Below are 17,270 nucleotides of genomic sequence, written 5' to 3' on the forward strand. Positions count from 1 at the left end.
TCTCAACCGCTTTTAGAAATAGATTATGACGTTGAAAGAACAGGTATCCCAGCAGTGTTGTGAACAGGTAGAAATAAAAATGAATGTGCTGGAGAAGACCCTGCACGACCTGCGTGAAAGCGCCGCCAATGAAACAAAAAGTACAGCAGGCGATAAACATGAAACCGCACTGGCAATGCTGCAGATAGAACAGGAAAATACCAGCAGGCAATTGCAGGAAGTATTAAACCAAAAACTTGTACTGGAAAGAATAAACTTACATGTTCAACCCATTCAAGTGGTACAGGGCAGTCTTGTTAAAACCAACAAGGGATACTTTTTTTTATCTATCGCATTGGGTAAAGTGAAAGCTGGAGATAATATGGTCATTGCTTTATCTCCACAATCACCTTTAGGAGCCAAACTACTTGGAAAAAAAGTGAATGACATGGTGGAAATGAATGGAGTGAAGTATTTGATTGAAGAGATTGCTTAACCTTCCTCCTGTTTTAATTTCCTCTATTCCCCTCGCTTCTCATGGACTTCCTCTTATTGTATCAAACTGGCTGCTCTAAATCCTTGTGCATGTAAACCACGCCTGGCAATGGATTATCATAATATGCTGTTGTTTCTGTAAAGCCGAACTTCCTGTACAGGCGAATCGCTGCTACCAGCCTTTGCAGTGTATCCAGCACCATACGATGATAATGTTTTGCGGTAGCATCTTGTAGTATTACTTGTACCAGCGCCTCTCCTATGCCATGCTTCCTGAATGAAGGGCGCACATACATTCGCTTCATTTCACAAACTTGTTCATCCAGTTGTTGCAGGGCAATACAACCTGCAGCGTCACCATTCAAGAATGCTATAAACAAACTGCCATGCGGCGGGCCGTACTTCTTCAGTGGTTCAGCTAACTCACTATCAAATGTTTGAAAGCTAAGGTTCTCATTTAGCTCAGCTGCATATTCGTTGAACAATGTTTGTACAAGTACAAGTTCTGTTTTATCCTCTATTCTTTTTATCTCCAGCATTAGCCAAAGTTATAGCACAAGCTAAAGCCACAATGCCAGCTGGCACAACATTAGAAGCATGTAGGTAAACATGTTTTATGGAAGAGAAACAAGATCCGAATCTTTCTTCGCCTCAAGAATCAAATACCACCAAGCATATCAACTTTAGGGAAGCGGAAGAAAATGCAGCAGCTGATGGTGAAAAAGGTAATGGTGACGAAGCCGCACCGGAAGTAAAGAAACAATGGGAAGACCTGCGGAAAGGAGAATAGAAGTTGTTTTATTTAAATAATGCAGAATGGGTAATACCATAGCACGCAGAAGATAATCGTGCTATGGTATCACCTGCTTGCTGTTAATCTTCACATCCTATAGGTGCACCGGGAGGAATAACTACATGTTGTGTAGTCTTCGCTTTTTCAGGAGACTTCATCCGCTGTTGTGCAAGTGCCAGGTGTCCCTTATAATTTCCTGTTGCTGTTTTTTTCTTGGCCTCAATAAATGAATTAAGCTCAGCCAGTGCCTGGTTGATTACAGACTGTGTAGCAAAAGAAGCTTTCTCATCTTGCGATAAGGCAAGCAGGTAAGTAAGCAGAACCTGCTCGGTTTGTTGCTGCACCAGCTCTTCCATTCCTGAACGACGTGGTGCCTTCCATGTTTTATTTACCAGGTGCTGTATCACTTCAGCGGCAGACAGTTCAGATTGCGCTTGTGACAACCTGTTTACCCGCTCCGTTACCAGTAGAAATGAAAGAGGCAGATCAGCAGCAGTTTCTGCAGGTGCCAATGCATCAAAGGCGAGGCCTGTACGTTTGCGAAACAACTCATTGCTAAAACTATATCCTGCCGGACGCGGTGGAATAAGATCAATGATACGCTGCGGCACCAATAGCACTTTAGGATCAAGTGCGTCAGTTACAGCATTCAATGCATTTAATTGCTCTGCTTTGGAAACAGGCTTCGTCACCAGTTGATTATCGCCACGCAGAGCATACGTGTAATTCAATCCTCCTACCAGTTTGGTAACGGCCTCCAACTGGTAGCGGTGGTACAGGTAAATAGGTACCAGTACATCTTCTAAAAAAGCCATAGGCGTGCCGCTGCGGATGTTATTCACGCCAAAATTATTTAGTGCCTTTGCCCGCACTTTCAGCACATTTTTTAGTTCATCTACAGGGCTGGCTGCATTATCCCAAAGGTGGGCTGTAGGATGTATACCTGCAGCTGCACGTGCATCGCGATCAGCTATAAACTGGTAACCTTTGGCCGAAGCATCCTGTAAGATTTTATTGAGCATAGCAGCTTCATTGGTGCCGGCAGGAAAATCGCGATAGCCATAGTTGATAGCTATTTTATCCCAGTCACCTATTCCTTTTGCATATGCCTCTGACAAATCAATCTGTCCACTGCTGGTAAGCTTTACATACGGTGCGGGATAATCCATCACACTTGCACGATCTGTAACACTGGCTGCATAATTATGCTGCAGCCCCAGCGTATGCCCTATTTCATGTGCTGACAGTTGCTCAAGCCTGTCTAATGCCATACGTAGCATTTTATCATCAGCAGGTACTCCATTTTCAAAAGGTGCAAGCAGCCCCTGCGCGATCAGGTAATCCTGCCGCACACGCAGTGAGCCAAGTGTAACATTACCTTTTATGATCTCTCCTGTACGTGGATCTACCACCGACGCGCCATACGACCAGCCGCGGGTAGAACGGTGAACCCAGTTGATCATGTTGTAACGAATGTCCATAGGATCGGCATCTTCCGGCAGCACCTGCACCTGGAAAGCATTGATAAAGCCGGCTGCTTCAAATGCCTGGTTCCACCATTTTGCTCCATTCAACAAGGCTGTTCTTATAGGTTCAGGTGTGCCATTATCCAGGTAATAAATGATTGGCTTTACCGCTTCACTTCTTGCAGCCGCTGGATCTTTCTTTTGCAGCCGGTGACGTACGATGAAATATTTTTCTATCGGCTCACTTACGGGTGTACTGTAGTCGTAGTAAGAAGTAGCAATGAAACTACTGCGTGGATCAAAAGCACGTGGTGTATAATTATTATCGGGTAGTTGTACAAAAGAATGATGCATGCGAAGCGTGATTGCATCCGGAGATGGCGTAACAGCATTCACAAAATTTCCTGTTTCTCCATCATTGTTCACTAAGGTGATGCTGGCTTCAAGCTCGGTATTGAGTGGAAAATTTTTACTCTGCGGCAGGTACATAGAAGAGCGTGTCTTGTCAAACGAATAGTTTCCCTGGCGCATTCTGCGCAGTGTATTTCCGATCTTCAGTGCATCGCGCAATAGGAAGTCTGTAGCATCTACCAGCACGCTACCAGCTGTTTCAGCTTCTATGGTAAATCCCCAAATGGTTGACTGCGCAAACGACTGCTCTACGGCACGCTGTTCAGCAGGGTTTTTGCTAAGGGCACGGTAGCGAAAATTTGGCTGCACCATCAGCAGTTTACGGCCCACTCTTTTAAACTGTACAATCTTTTCATCATCAAGCCTTCCGCGGTCTGCGCCTACGTCGTTAGAACCCAATCCTGCAGGCAGAGAAGTTACATACAGCACCTGGCTATCAACTTTGTTGACCTCTAACCAAACCTTACCTGTTGCTTCCTCCCAATAAAAATTCAGGAAGCCTTCATGCCGGGTCATATCTTTTGTTTTATCCTGGATAGAAGGCAACTTTTGAGCAAATGAAATGATAGGAAAAAGAAGCAGTGCAATGAGTAAGCTGTACATGAGCAGTTGTTTTGGTACAATGTAAAAAAGTTTCAAACACAAAACCTTATTTGTAGGAAGCCTAAAACCTATTTAAACCAGGATTGCTCAAAGGACATGAAGAAGCACCAAGATCATTAAAAGTAAATTCCATGTTCAGCCTTGGCCTGTTCCTTGAATAGGTTAGGCATGCAGGAGAACATCTTCATTTTGCCGGATAAACGTCAGCTAGGTTATGCTGTGTATGGACCTGTGAACGGACAGCCGGTGTTGTATTTTCACGGCACGCCTAGTTCGAGGTTAGAACCGATGTTGTTACTTGGATATAACAAGGATATAGATGTTTTGACGAACCGCTACAACCTCCGGCTTATTGCTATCGACAGGCCAGGTATGGGTCTTTCTACTTATGATCCTAACGGTTCTTTTGCATCGTGCGCTGCAGATGCAGTTGCTTTATTAGATCATCTAAACATCGATACATTCAAGATCCTCTGCTGGTCAGGTGGAGGCTCGTTCACATTATCTACATCCTATCATTATCCTAATCGCGTATTAAGTGCACATATCATTTGTGGCTTCACACGCAGCTTTGCTGATCCTGGGGTATTTGCTAATATGGGCGGTAACAAATATTACTTTGGTGCGGCAAGATTTACTCCCCGCATAATGCAGTTCATTATGAACTATGTTGGAAAGAAGACGCCTGATCGTCCATTACCGCATTGGCTTTCGCAGCTCAAGCCTGTTGACCTTAACCTGATGAAAGACCTCCGTGCATTCCGGCAGCTAAGCAAGGTTACACTGAATGAAGCGTGCAGGGTAAACAGTAAAGGCCTCGTACATGAAGCACGGCTGTACTATGGAGACACTGGTTATTCGCTTGGTAAAATTCAACCACCAGTTCACTACTGGTGGGGAACAGATGATAATGTAGTTACCAAAGTGCATGCAACTTCAGTAGAGCAGCAGGTACCTAATAATACCATGCATTACCGGCAGGGAGAAGCTCACTTGTCGCTTTATGTAAATTATATAGAAGAGATACTGAAGGTGCTTGCTGAGGCGTGAAAACAATAATCTCCTTTTTACCAACATTTCCAGCAAAGCATATGGCTACCAGCCGCGCTGCCTGCGGCTATATTTTTGCATATTGTTTCTTACAAAAAATGGCTATGGATATAAATCAGCAACAACTGGAAATGAATGTTAACCTGCACTCGCTCAGGCCTGAGTTTCTTAACAGGGAGTTGCACTACATCATTGCTTCTGACGAAAACAATTTCCGTTTTGTATCATGGGACCAGGAGCCATCTGGCAGCGAAATGAAATTCTACTGTTTCCTGGTGGAAAAAGAATTGCACATACCTGCAGGTAATGTGACACTTAAAGAAAGTTATATACTGGACACTAAGCCAATGTACCCGTTGATAAGCAATGCTGAAGATTTCATTGTTACCATAAAAAGCATGGACAAGGGTGCCACTAAATGTGTAAGAAAATTTGCTGATGATGACATTGACAATATTCAAAAAGAACTGCAGGCAGCATATGGCAATGTTGAGCAACATATGGTAAAGAGCCCCGAGTTTCAACACCTGCTGCTCGTGCTCGATAATGTAGAGATTTCAATATCTGCTACCATGGTATACTTCAAGCAAAAAGTGCAGTTTACCGAACAGCATTACCAGCACATAAAAGAAGAGGCACAGCAACAGTAACCTTCACCGTTATCACCTGCGCATACACCCTATTTTTGCCGCATGATAGATGCAAATGAATTACGTATTGGCAACTATATTTTACACAAAGCAAGTGTAAGGATACTGCCGGTGAAATGTACGCTTCAACATTTTGAGCTGCTGGCAAAAGGGCAGGCGAAAGATATGTTTCCAATAACGTTTAAACCTGATATTCTGCAGAAGTGCGGGTTCATTGAAAACAAGAAATATTATCAATACCCTGAGGTGAGAGAGTATGTGCTTACGCTTCCTGTGCTGGGCAATAATAAGAACGAGATCTATGCCTATATCAACAGCAACAACCAGGCTTATGCACGTGCTACAGTCAATGATCTTGTTATTAGCAACAACATCCACCACCTGCACCAGCTGCAAAATCTTTATCACGCTTTAGTAGGCACTGAATTGGATATAACATTGTGATGTATGGAATACAAGCAACTTGGAAAATCAGGATTAAAGATCAGCCGTACTGGATTTGGCTGTATGTCGCTGCAACCAACGCAGCACAATGTGCAATACCTGGTGGATGAAGCCATCAGTAATGGCATTAACTATTTTGATACCGCTGACCTGTACGATAAAGGACTGAATGAAGAGATTATAGGAAAAGCAATCAAAGGTCAACGGGAGAAAGTGGTTGTTGCTACTAAAGTTGGAAACCAATGGCGCCCCGATGACAGTGGCTGGGACTGGAACCCGCGCAAGTCATACATCTTACAAGCAATAGATGAAAGCCTGCGCAGGTTGCAAACAGATTATATTGACCTTTACCAACTGCATGGTGGTACCATTGATGATCCCATTGATGAAACAATAGAAGCTTTTGAAATACTGAAGCAGCAGGGGAAGATCAGGTACTACGGCATATCATCTATTCGTCCGAATGTGATAAGAGAATATGTGAGGCGCTCAAACATCAGTAGCGTGATGATGCAGTTTAGCCTGCTGGACCAGCGCCCGCTTGAAACATGCCTGCCGCTATTACAGAACAACAACATAGGCGTATTGGCGCGGGGAAGTGTGGCCGGTGGTTTATTGGTTGATAAGCCTGCCAAAGCTTACCTGGATCATTCAATAGAAGAAGTGTTAGCAGCACAACAGGCTGTGCAACAGAGTTCACCAGGTAGTCGGTCTGCTGCGCATACAGCCATTCAGTATGTACTTCATCATGCAGCAGTTACAGCTGCTGTTGTTGGTATAAGAACACAAAAACAATTGCAGGATGCACTTGCCGCATCAGCGTTTTCACTTTCAGCAGAAGAAGTACAAACATTACAACAAGCCATTCCTGCAAAATTTTACAAGGACCACCGGTAGAAGAGAATGCAAAACATTGATGAGATCCACCCTAATTTACCAGCTGGTGATGTTCAAATGTTTACCGCATAACAATCTTAATGTGCTGGTATTTTATCAACCCTATTTTTGCAGCAGTAACTGAACCGTATAACTATGATGGCCGACCAAACTGACATTTTTGATGCATGCCGCCGTGGCGATGTAGAGCTGGTGGAGAAGATATATGAACGCAATCCTGATATCATACATGTAGAGGATTTCAAAGGTTTCACTCCTCTTATCATTGCAGTGTATAATAACCAACCTGCAGTGGTTGACTTTTTATTAAGTAAAGGCGCAAGAGCCGAAATGCAAGACCAGGCCGGCAACACGGCATTGATGGGTGTGTGCTTTAGAGGATATATAGATATCGCTAAAAAATTACTGGATGTAGGTGCAGAGGTAAACCAAAGGAATTACCAGGGAGCTACAGCACTTACATTCGCCGCCACTTTTGGTCATTTAGAAATAGCCGAATTGCTGTTGCAAAAAGGAGCCGATATGACCATTCCAGATAGTCGTGGTAAGAGTGCTTTTGATCATGCCATCATACAAGAAAATGAAGACATGATAAAACTGTTGCAACGGTACCAGGAAGCCGATCATGATAATCAATAAGAACATCTATACCTGTTTCTATCAAAGGAAGAAATCAACTGGTCTTGACATTAGCAACATTCAAACTGCCTATACTTTCCAAAGCAGGTTGTAATTTAACTATTGCCATAAGCCGCAATAACAGCCAGAAGCAACACAATAGCCACACCACAAAGTATAAGCGATATAGTGCCTAATGTGCGACCCATTCTTGCATTGCGTACATCTGTGGCACCCTCCCGTATTGCTGATGTGCCAGTGGTGATAGCAAGTATACCTAAAGGCAAAGAGGCAAAACCTGCCAAAGGAAGTAAAAACATTACTCCCAACGAGACTAAGGCAAATACGCCCAACACCACAGAGGTGCCTGCTTTTCTATTAGCCCTCTCCACATCCTGCGAATTGTTCTTCTTTTTAAAAAGATCGAATAACCGCTGAACGAGTGATCTATGCTGATCATTGGAAGATATGGTTGTTGGTGTTACATCTAAAGCCACACTGGTGGTAGTTGCGGCGTTGGTTGTGAATGTTTGCATGCTTACTAGGAGGAGAATTACTATTCGGTACATAGCTGTTGTTTTAGTTTTTCACTACGGTAGTTTTAAAAACTACCGTAGTATCACTCTTCCATCAATGTACAATGGAAACAACAGAAATGCAATGGCCAAAAATTGGAAAAGCAAAAAATTGTGGTGTAAATTGTAAACCTGCAAAACTTATAACAACCAGAATTAGCAATACCTGTCCCACTGCATGAACAACCCGGACCTGCATAAACTACAGCTAAAGATCGTCAGGGTGAAGATTCACATAGTTATGTCTCTGCTAGCAATAGCCGCAATACTTGCTGGGTTCATTTACCAGGATGACGGACAGCCAGAAGTGAAACAGACATATTGCGCTACCGTTTCACCAGATTATCCAATAAGTAGAAACGATGCAGGTAGGGCGTTATTCAGCTCCAATTGTGCCAGTTGTCATGCCATACACAAAGACCTTACAGGACCTGCCTTAGAGAACTTTGATGATAGAATGTCAATGGATTTTTTCCGGCTGTTTCTTCGTAATCCCCAGAAAGCATACAAACAAGATTTCTATATACGCGCACTAGCAGAGAAATTCAATGGCGGAGAGCATATACCATTCAAACTCGCCAAAGCAGAGATTGACAGTTTAGCAGCCTACATCATCGAGTCCAGCAGATGATGATGTATTAGAAGAAACTATGTCCAGTACAAGATCTTTGCTGCAGGAAACCGCCTGCCTATCTCCTGGTAAAAAAACCGCTTCATCTGTAGCATTACATCAGCTGGATATACATATTTGCTGCCGCCAAACTTGTTGCGCTTTACTGCCCGTTGTGCTTCATCAAGGTCAAGACTTGTGTTTGGATACCATCCCAACAGCACCTCTTTAGAGCCGGGCGTAAAACGATGGGTGATCAACTCGAAAGTAAGATCGGTAGGGAAATCTAGCTTTTGCTCCAGCCTGTCCAGCAGCTTAATATACTCTTCCTGCCAGTTTTCGATAGCCATGATAGGAGCAAGTACTACACCTATAGGATAAGCGCCGCCGCCTGCTTCTTTTGGCAGCGCCAGTTTGCGCAGTGCAGCCAGTCTTGCTTCAAGTGGCGAAGTGCCTCCTTCCAACCTGCGCGACACAGGTTCTGCATTTAGACTTATACGCCAGCGGGTGTGGCCATTGTGTTCTATGTCAAGTAAAGGATCTACCGCATCAAACTTTGTAACAAACCTAAGATGCGCCTCCGGCTTCTGTCCAAAGAAACGAATGGTCTCTTCCAGGCTACCGGTAAGATGCTCAATACTCAGCGGATCAGTATAACAGCTGGCTTCAAAAGAAGTGATCTTATTTGCCTGCATATACCGCTCATTATTTTTAAGAATAAGCGGCAGGTTGGCAAATACACGTACCGCCGGTGGGCCTTGCAAGCTGCCGGCCAGGTAACAATATTGGCAATGTGCAGGACATCCTTCCGCCAGGTGAAACTGGAAATCTGCTGATGGCGGAATGGGCCTTAGCTTGAATGCGGAAGGCGGCGCATTAACTATGGCAAGTGTATTCTTAGCCAGCTTATACGTTTCGCGTTCAGTTTCGCCGCGTAAACCGGTAACCCTGTTGTTCTTCATTATTTCTATTGGCAATCCAAGCCGCTGTACCCGCTCGTACACCTGCTGACCAAAGGGTTGCTCAAGCGCTTCCGGTACAAATACCACTCGTTTTGGCATCCAAAGTTTAGGATGCTTTACTGTTGTTTCTGCTGTATTGATTGGAGGAAATTCTACTTCTGTTTGCATGCCTATACAACACAATTCATGCTCCTGAAGTTGCAGTTTGACAGGCTGTCATAGATAATAAATAGTTAATGCTTATGCCTGTTCTACCTGCTGATTTTTGCTGGTTTCATCATCTTCTTTATGCCTGAAGATCTTTGTCAGCAAACGGTATAATTCAGGATGATTTTGCTGTAACAGTTCCGGCTGCTCGAAAAAATATTCAGAAGCAACAGCAAAAAATTCTGCCTGGTTGGTGGCACCATAAGGATCAATATCTGACTGCTCATCGTGTATCTGCTGTATCTTATACTGCATCAGGCTGAGCCACGGCAAAACATACTGCTGGTCTACCAAAGAACGGGGCACACCGTCTACTGCTCCGTCTGTTTTATCAATTAAATGAACAAATTCATGGATGCCTGTATTGGTTTTGCTTTCAGAATTCATAAAGCCATAGCGCAGGTCAGGCTTCGAAAGGATCATCATGTTTTGATATGGTCCATCACCCACCACACCGGCTCGTGTTCTTTCTTCTCCTTCCTGGTTAAATTCATGATCGAAACTACCCGGGTACAGCAGCACTTCGTTCAGGTTCATGTACTCCCAGTTATGAAAATTGAATATGGGAATGATGGCACTGGCCGCAATAAATAGCTGGTCTATACGCTCCACCTCAGTATTCACTCCTGTGATCTTGACATTAGAAAGAAAATGCACCATCCGCTGCTCAAACTCCTGTTGCAGTTCTGCACTCAATTTTCGGTAAAAAGAAACGTACTGACATAGCAGCATCCTGTCACTTTCCTGCAAGGGAGGAAAAGGCTTTAGTGGCCTCCTTCTATAGCGAATGATGATATATAGAATAGCTAAAGCGCCTACCGATGAAACTATAATGGCTACCCGTTCTATCATCGGGTGAAAGTAGAAGAAAAATCAGAAGCGGAATAATGCCTCAGATTAAGCATACATCAAAAGCTAAAGCTTGCATCCTTTTTTGGGTTATCCAGTTTGGTGCTCTGGCGCTTGCCATTCATCATTACATGGATTATGTTTATCTGCTCTTTAGTAAGATCATAAAGAATGGAATTACTTACCGCAATCTTTTTTGACGGTGCCAGGTCAGTTACTTCAAAATAACAATACACCGATTCCTTATCCTTTTCAAAACCAACAAACTTCAGTTGTACAGGCTTACCTTCTATTTGAAGGCTTAGTCTTCGTTGAATATAATCTTGTATCACCCGGTTATTCTGTTCCTGCAATTTTGCATTGCCCAGGTCAACAGCGGTTTTATAATTGTGCTTCAATACCTCTTCCATATCATCTACAAACATCTTACAGCTAATTTCCATGGAACGGCTTTGGGCATTGTAGTTCATCTCTGTTACGCTTACGTAAAAAGGATGATATACGGTGCTGTTTGCCGTAGTACAAAGAAGAAACACACCCACCACGCAAGCCACCAAATACTTATTTAACAAGAAGGACATCAAAAAAAGTTTTCAATACAAAACTCTGGTTTATTTTCAACCGAAGTTTAAACAGGAGATATTTAACAAATGAGTGATTTCGGGTTTTACTTTTCCCTCGGATGGGAACACATCATTAGCTTGGATGCTTTAGATCACCAACTTTTTGTGATAGCACTTACTGTATTGTATACTCTGAAGGACTGGAAGAAAGTGCTGATTTTAGTTACTGCTTTCACCATTGGTCATTCCATCACGCTTGCCCTTAGTACGCTTGATATCATTGCTCTGCCAACGGAACTGGTGGAGTTCTTGATACCACTTACGATTTCTATTACAGCGTTATTCAATATCATCAAGCGAAAGCCTTCAGTTAAGACGGTACAGGTAAATTATTTATTTGCACTATTTTTTGGGTTGATACATGGACTTGGTTTTGCAAATACACTAAAGTTCATGTTGGCAAAAGGGCAAGCTTTGGGCACATCGTTGCTTGCTTTCAACCTTGGGCTGGAGGTTGGGCAGGTGATTGTAGTCGTTTTGCTACTCTTGCTTACCCATCTTATCCTTAGTTATACCAAAGTACAACAGAGAACATGGATCATTTTCATATCTTCCATAGTCCTTGTTGTTTCTTTAAAATTAGTTTTGGAAAGGTTATCATTTTAAACATACACACTACAGATGAGAAGAACATTCTTGAGTTTTCTTTCAGGGTTCATCATTTTATCAGCTGGTGCACAAAACATTCAAAACAACCCCGGCTCCAACCACGGGAACAAGTTTGAACAGTTGGGTACCATCTTATCTACGCCTAATGAATACCGCACAGCCAGCGGGGCCCCGGGTAATAAATACTGGCAACAGCGCTGCGACTACGACATCAAAGCAACGCTTGATGAAAAGAACCTGCGACTTATAGGAAGTGAAACACTTACCTACTACAACAATTCTCCTGATCCGCTTTCTTACCTATGGTTGCAGCTGGATGAGAATGAGCATAGCTCTACAAAAAATGCGAACTACCAGACCAGCAATTCAATGCGGTCAGTAGCAACTACCCGCACATTGGAAGGTATGGCGGATACTAAAAAAGACAATGGTTTTGGTGTAAACATCACCCGCATTCGCGATGCACAGGGTAAGCCTATCCCGTACGTGGTAAACAAGACCATGATGCGTGTAGACCTGCCTGCTCCACTGAAGCCTGGTCAAAAGCTGGTTTTCTCCATCGACTGGAACTATAACATTCCTGACCGTATGGTACAGGGTGGACGCGGTGGATATGAATATTTTGCCGATACCAAAGATTACCTGTTCACTATTGCGCAGTGGTTTCCACGTATGTGCGTGTACAGCGACTTCCAGGGATGGCAGAACCACCAGTTTACCGGCCGCGGCGAGTTTGCCTTAACCTTCGGAAATTACAAAGTACAAATGACCGTTCCTGCTGACCACGTTGTTGGTTCTACAGGTGAATGTCAAAACTACCAGCAGGTACTTACGCCACAGCAGCTGGCGCGTTGGCAACGTGCACAAACAACCAAAGAGCCAATTGAGATTGTAACGCTGGACGAAGCAAAGCAGCGTGAGCAGAAGAAATCTACTGGTACCAAAACATGGATCTTCACGGCTAAAGATGTACGTGACTTTGCATGGACCTCTTCACGCAAGTATGTGTGGGATGCTATGCCTATCAATATTGAAGGAAAGAAAGTGATGTGCATGAGCTTTTATGGCAAAGAAGCCTATGGCCTGTATCGTCCTTATTCTACCAAAGTAGTAGCACATACTATTAAAACTTATTCTCACTTCAGCATTCCTTACCCTTACCCTGTGGCACAGAGTGTAGAGGCGAGCAATGGTATGGAGTACCCAATGATCTGCTTTAACTATGGCAGAACAGAAAAAGATGGCACTTATACTGAGCAGGTGAAGAATGGTATGATTGGCGTTGTTATCCACGAAGTAGGTCACAACTTCTTCCCTATGATCATTAACAGCGATGAGCGCCAGTGGTCGTGGATGGATGAAGGACTGAATACATTTGTAGAATACCTGACCGAGGAAATGTTTGATAACAAGTTTCCTAGCCGTCGTGGGCCAGCCTGGACCATTGTAGATTATATGAGACTTCCAAAGGACCAGCTGGAGCCTATCATGACCAATTCTGAGAACATCATACAATTTGGACCAAACGCTTATTCAAAGCCTGCTACAGGTTTAAATATTTTGCGCGAAACGATCATGGGCCGCGAGTTGTTTGACTATGCCTTCCAGCAGTATTGCCGCCGTTGGGCATTCAAGCACCCTACGCCTGCAGATTTCTTCCGCACCATGGAAGATGCCAGTGGCGAAGATCTTGACTGGTTTTGGCGTGGATGGTTCTATAGTACAGATGTAACAGATATCTCTCTTGATACTGTACGCTTCATGATACCGGAATTGAATGCCACACCACGTACACGCGATACAACGGCTACTGTTGCACGCCCAATGATTCCTGGTTTTGACGATATTTCAAAAATCCGCAACCGCGAAGACAAGAGCATCCGCTTCCAGACTGATGTTGATACTACTCTTCGCGACTTTTACTGGTACTACAGCCGCGGCCTAAAGAAGGTGGATACCAGCAGGTTCCCTGTTACAGTTGGTGGTGCGCTGGAAGCACTGGACGAAGAAAGCAAGCAGCAGTTCCGCAACAAATACTTCTACGAGCTGACCTTCTCGAACAAAGGCGGTCTTGTAATGCCGATCATTATAGAATGGACCTATAAAGACGGAACAAAAGAAGTAGAACGTATCCCTGCACAAGTGTGGAGACACAATGAAAAGCAGGTGGTAAAATCTTTCATGAAGGACAAAGAAGTTTCTGCTATACAGATAGATCCACTACGCGAAACTGCTGATATTGACCACACCAACAATATTTGGGGAGCTATCACAACGCCTCCAAGTCGTTTCCAGGTGTTTAAACAAAAGCAGGAAGGTCGTGGACAATCATCTGGCCGCAATCCAATGCAGAGCGAGATTAAGTAGCTGTAACGCTTCAAGTTTATAAAGCTCCTGCCCCAGCGGCAGGAGCTTTTTTGTTTTTAAAAAATGTTTAAAACCAGCCGTAGGATAAAATAAGCCGCTATACGCGCCGTTATGGTCTAGCCTGCCATTGCAGGCATCCATTCTTATGACGGCCTTCGGTAAACATCTTTTACTTCTTGCAGCAGTTGCCCTTGCCTGGGTAAATGCTGGTGCGCAATCATCCAACCGCTATACCGGGAGTGCACTTTCTGCAGCAGAGGCGTCAAAGATTTTAGAACATCACAACCAGGCAAGAAAGGAAGTAGGCGTGCAGCCGCTTGAGTGGAGCACATCCATGTCTTCCTATGCACAGGAATGGGCAAACTATCTTGCGGCAACCAAGGGCTGCGATCTTATTCACAGGCAAAGAGCTGGTGAAGATGGGAAGAAATATGGTGAGAACCTGTTCTGGGGAAGCTCCACCAGGTCGTACCAGCCTTCGGATGCATCAAATGCCTGGTACAGCGAAAAAGGTAGCTACGTGTACGACCAGCTGGCCAACAACAACTGGAATACCACCGGCCACTACACACAAATGATCTGGAAAGGCAGCAGGGAAATAGGTGTGGGTGTAGCCTACTGCGCTGGCGGAGGATTGATAGTAGTTGCCAATTATTATCCTGCAGGAAACGTGATATCCCAATACCCGTATTAGTTGCTGCAGCTATTGACGTAATCATTTCTTCGCTGTATTATGTAGTAGCCTGTGTAGCACCACCTCACCTACAAATCTTCCTTCATGAGCTACTTATTGCAGCAGATCCTCAGAAGCTGCTTTAGATGTTTTTGAATATGCTTTCAATAAAGTTCAGCAGAAAAAATATTGATGACCACCATGATTGATCAGCTGCGTAAATAAGATGCCCCATTCACATCCACTATTCCGCCTGTCATAAATTCTACTCCATCGCTAGCCATCATGGCTACTACCCGGGCTACTTCTTCCGCGGTGGCTACCCGGTTCATGGGGCTCTGCTGCCGTACCTTTTCACCAGCCTCACTTTCCAGGTAAGCTGCGGCCATATCTGTTTCTACAAAACCCGGCGCTACAGCTCCAACCACAATATTATACTTACCAAGTGCTACAGCTAGTGATTGTGTCAAAGCATTTAATCCTGCTTTGCTGGCTCCATAGGCCGGATGATCCGGCTCCCCACGAAATGCACCACGCGAAGAGATATTGATGATCTTACCGTACTGCTGTTGTATCATCTGTTGTGCAACTATAAAACAGAGATTACTCACTCCCACCAGGTTTGTCGATATGGTTTCAGCCCACACCTTCTGCCACACCTCGTAGCTCACTTCTGCTATTTTATGTTCTAAAAAAACACCCGCATTGTTTACCAGTACATCCAGCCTGTGGTATTGATCCATCACCTGTTTATAAACAGCTTGTATGGCAGCGGCATCAGCTATATCCAGCTGGTACATGTTGTGCTTTCCCGGGCGCAACATTGCCAGCGTTTGCGCTGCCTCCTTTTCATTGCTTTTGTAGGTGATGATGACCTTAGCACCAAGATCTGAAAACAGCTTAGCACACGCTCTGCCTATACCTCTTGAGCCACCTGTAACCAGCACATTCTTGTTTGTAAAATCCATTATCATAGCCTTCTAAATTAATTCATTGCTTGCTGCACAGCTAACTATATCTAGTTCTTCTTTAGCTAAAACATATCCTATTCAAAACAAGATTTCTACCTAAACCAAATGGATAAAGAAAGCGCCACCTTGTTCAAATCATTTACTTGTTAAAGCCTTGCTAAACCAGCCGCTGCTGCTCATTGCCTTTATGTAAAACTTCTGCCTGAATCATCCAAAGCAAAACTTCTATTTATGAAACTGCTGCTCACCACCCTCGCTGCCATGTGCACATTTGGCACATACCAACTCACAAAAAATTCTGCCGACACCACTGAGGTTACTTCATCAAAACAGGAGATAATCCAGGCAAAGAAACCAGCATCATCATCCAAAATACAAGTGGCCATCCTGCTGGATGTAAGCAACAGTATGGACGGCCTGATCGACCAGGCAAAGTCGCAACTATGGAATATGGTAAATACAGTAGGTAAGGCTACTTGCGAAGGTGAAACACCGGCCATAGAGATAGCGCTGTATGAATATGGCCGCAGTAGCAACAACCAGCGCGATGGCTACATCAAAAAGGTCAGCCCTTTTACTAAAGACCTTGACCAACTATCGGAAGAACTTTTTAAATTAACCACCAATGGCGGCGATGAATACTGCAGCCATGTTATCTACATCTCGCTGCAGCAGCTTAATTGGGACACCGCAGCAAACACGTACAAAGTGATCTTCATTGCCGGAAACGAAGACTTCAACCAGGGATCAGTTACTTGGTCAACAGCCTGTGCAGAGGCAAAACGTAAGGGTGTAACTGTAAATACGATCTACTGTGGCGACCGTGCACAAGGCATGCGTGAGCATTGGAACCTTGGCAGCGAGTGTGGCAATGGCAGCTATACCAACATCAACCAGAATGCAAAGCTGGAAGACATTCGCACTCCCTACGACAGTATGCTCTTTGTGCTGAACGACAAGTTGAACGTAACTTATATTGGATATGGTACTATGGGTGAGTCTAAAGCTGCCAAACAGGTAATGATGGACAAGGCAAATAAATCTGTAAGTGCAAACACAATGGCCGCCCGTGTTTCAGTAAAAGGAAAAGCAAATCTTTACAAGAACGAGGAATGGGACCTGGTAGATGCAACAGCTAAAGATCCGGCAATAATAGAAAAAGTTGACATGAAGAGTTTACCTGCTGAATACAAGAATAAAACAAAGGAAGAGGTAAAGCAGCTGATTCAGCAGAAAGGCATAGAGCGCGGTAAACTTCAAAACCAGATTGCTGCGTTAAGTGCACAACGTGAAGCCTACATAGCCGCAGAACGTAAGAAGAATGCAACTAAGGCAGAAGCAACACTGGAAACAGAAGTGGAGCGTGTGATAAAGCAACAAGTGCGCAGGTATAACATGATCATTGAGTAAAGAAATGA

The 17,270-nt window shown here is 44.0% G+C and carries 19 protein-coding genes; 12 read left to right on the top strand and 7 right to left on the bottom strand.

Going from position 1 to position 17,270, the window contains the following annotated elements; genetic code table 11:
• Window positions 1-25 precede the first annotated feature (25 nt).
• Complete coding sequence (locus J4N22_RS18790; protein WP_207497121.1) at window positions 26-475, top strand: hypothetical protein; 450 nt, start codon at window positions 26-28, stop codon at window positions 473-475.
• Between the two features lie 61 nt (window positions 476-536).
• On the opposite strand, the gene J4N22_RS18795 is transcribed toward J4N22_RS18790, so the two are convergent.
• A complete protein-coding gene (locus J4N22_RS18795) occupies window positions 537-1,013 on the bottom strand; it encodes a GNAT family N-acetyltransferase (protein WP_207497122.1) in 477 nt (158 codons plus the stop codon).
• Between the two features lie 77 nt (window positions 1,014-1,090).
• On the opposite strand from J4N22_RS18795, the gene J4N22_RS18800 reads away from it, so the two are divergent.
• Entirely contained in the window at window positions 1,091-1,264 is a 174-nt protein-coding gene (locus J4N22_RS18800; RefSeq protein ID WP_207497123.1) for a hypothetical protein, read from the top strand.
• An 83-nt stretch (window positions 1,265-1,347) separates the two neighbouring features.
• Here the strand turns inward: J4N22_RS18800 and J4N22_RS18805 are convergent, their stop codons facing one another.
• Window positions 1,348-3,747, bottom strand: a complete 2,400-nt coding sequence (locus J4N22_RS18805; protein ID WP_207497124.1) for a zinc-dependent metalloprotease — start codon at window positions 3,745-3,747, stop codon at window positions 1,348-1,350.
• Window positions 3,748-3,915: 168 nt separating this feature from the next.
• Here J4N22_RS18805 and J4N22_RS18810 point away from each other — a divergent pair, with 168 nt between their 5' ends.
• The 5 genes from J4N22_RS18810 to J4N22_RS18830 all read left to right on the top strand — a co-directional run bounded on the left by J4N22_RS18810 (window position 3,916) and on the right by J4N22_RS18830 (window position 7,427).
• Window positions 3,916-4,797: an alpha/beta hydrolase gene (locus J4N22_RS18810; RefSeq protein WP_207497125.1), complete on the top strand. Its 882-nt coding sequence runs from the start codon at window positions 3,916-3,918 to the stop codon at window positions 4,795-4,797.
• A 104-nt stretch (window positions 4,798-4,901) separates the two neighbouring features.
• Window positions 4,902-5,447: a hypothetical protein gene (locus J4N22_RS18815; protein WP_207497126.1), complete on the top strand. Its 546-nt coding sequence runs from the start codon at window positions 4,902-4,904 to the stop codon at window positions 5,445-5,447.
• 42 nt (window positions 5,448-5,489) lie between these two features.
• Window positions 5,490-5,891, top strand: a complete 402-nt coding sequence (locus tag J4N22_RS18820; protein WP_207497127.1) for a hypothetical protein — start codon at window positions 5,490-5,492, stop codon at window positions 5,889-5,891.
• Between the two features lie 3 nt (window positions 5,892-5,894).
• Entirely contained in the window at window positions 5,895-6,788 is an 894-nt protein-coding gene (locus J4N22_RS18825) for an aldo/keto reductase (RefSeq protein WP_207497128.1), read from the top strand.
• Between the two features lie 135 nt (window positions 6,789-6,923).
• Complete coding sequence (locus J4N22_RS18830; RefSeq protein WP_207497129.1) at window positions 6,924-7,427, top strand: ankyrin repeat domain-containing protein; 504 nt, start codon at window positions 6,924-6,926, stop codon at window positions 7,425-7,427.
• 95 nt (window positions 7,428-7,522) lie between these two features.
• On the opposite strand, the gene J4N22_RS18835 is transcribed toward J4N22_RS18830, so the two are convergent.
• Complete coding sequence (locus J4N22_RS18835; protein ID WP_207497130.1) at window positions 7,523-7,975, bottom strand: hypothetical protein; 453 nt, start codon at window positions 7,973-7,975, stop codon at window positions 7,523-7,525.
• A gap of 184 nt (window positions 7,976-8,159) precedes the next feature.
• On the opposite strand from J4N22_RS18835, the gene J4N22_RS18840 reads away from it, so the two are divergent.
• On the top strand, window positions 8,160-8,612 hold the full coding sequence (locus J4N22_RS18840) for a c-type cytochrome (protein ID WP_207497131.1): 453 nt from the start codon (window positions 8,160-8,162) through the stop codon (window positions 8,610-8,612).
• A 17-nt stretch (window positions 8,613-8,629) separates the two neighbouring features.
• Here J4N22_RS18840 and J4N22_RS18845 read toward each other — a convergent pair whose 3' ends face one another.
• The 3 genes from J4N22_RS18845 to J4N22_RS18855 form a co-directional block, all read right to left on the bottom strand.
• Entirely contained in the window at window positions 8,630-9,721 is a 1,092-nt protein-coding gene (locus J4N22_RS18845; protein ID WP_207497132.1) for a spore photoproduct lyase family protein, read from the bottom strand.
• A 72-nt stretch (window positions 9,722-9,793) separates the two neighbouring features.
• The gene (locus J4N22_RS18850; RefSeq protein WP_207497133.1) at window positions 9,794-10,612 is read right to left on the bottom strand and encodes a M90 family metallopeptidase; all 819 of its coding nucleotides are present in this window, start codon (window positions 10,610-10,612) and stop codon (window positions 9,794-9,796) included.
• Window positions 10,613-10,668: 56 nt separating this feature from the next.
• Window positions 10,669-11,190 (bottom strand): DUF6702 family protein, encoded by a 522-nt coding sequence (locus J4N22_RS18855; protein WP_207497134.1) that lies wholly within the window; start codon window positions 11,188-11,190, stop codon window positions 10,669-10,671.
• A 69-nt stretch (window positions 11,191-11,259) separates the two neighbouring features.
• Here J4N22_RS18855 and J4N22_RS18860 point away from each other — a divergent pair, with 69 nt between their 5' ends.
• The 3 genes from J4N22_RS18860 (at window position 11,260) to J4N22_RS18870 (ending at window position 14,902) form a co-directional block, all read left to right on the top strand.
• On the top strand, window positions 11,260-11,838 hold the full coding sequence (locus J4N22_RS18860) for a HupE/UreJ family protein (RefSeq protein ID WP_207497135.1): 579 nt from the start codon (window positions 11,260-11,262) through the stop codon (window positions 11,836-11,838).
• A gap of 15 nt (window positions 11,839-11,853) precedes the next feature.
• Window positions 11,854-14,208 (top strand): M1 family metallopeptidase, encoded by a 2,355-nt coding sequence (locus tag J4N22_RS18865; RefSeq protein WP_207497136.1) that lies wholly within the window; start codon window positions 11,854-11,856, stop codon window positions 14,206-14,208.
• Window positions 14,209-14,353: 145 nt separating this feature from the next.
• Complete coding sequence (locus J4N22_RS18870) at window positions 14,354-14,902, top strand: CAP family protein (protein ID WP_207497137.1); 549 nt, start codon at window positions 14,354-14,356, stop codon at window positions 14,900-14,902.
• A 188-nt stretch (window positions 14,903-15,090) separates the two neighbouring features.
• On the opposite strand, the gene J4N22_RS18875 is transcribed toward J4N22_RS18870, so the two are convergent.
• Window positions 15,091-15,849: an SDR family NAD(P)-dependent oxidoreductase gene (locus J4N22_RS18875; protein WP_207497138.1), complete on the bottom strand. Its 759-nt coding sequence runs from the start codon at window positions 15,847-15,849 to the stop codon at window positions 15,091-15,093.
• Window positions 15,850-16,083: 234 nt separating this feature from the next.
• Here J4N22_RS18875 and J4N22_RS18880 point away from each other — a divergent pair, with 234 nt between their 5' ends.
• Window positions 16,084-17,262, top strand: a complete 1,179-nt coding sequence (locus J4N22_RS18880; protein ID WP_207497139.1) for a vWA domain-containing protein — start codon at window positions 16,084-16,086, stop codon at window positions 17,260-17,262.
• The last annotated feature ends 8 nt before the right edge of the window (window positions 17,263-17,270 follow it).

This window comes from Aridibaculum aurantiacum, assembly GCF_017355875.1.
In the GTDB taxonomy this organism is placed as follows: domain Bacteria; phylum Bacteroidota; class Bacteroidia; order Chitinophagales; family Chitinophagaceae; genus Segetibacter; species Segetibacter aurantiacus.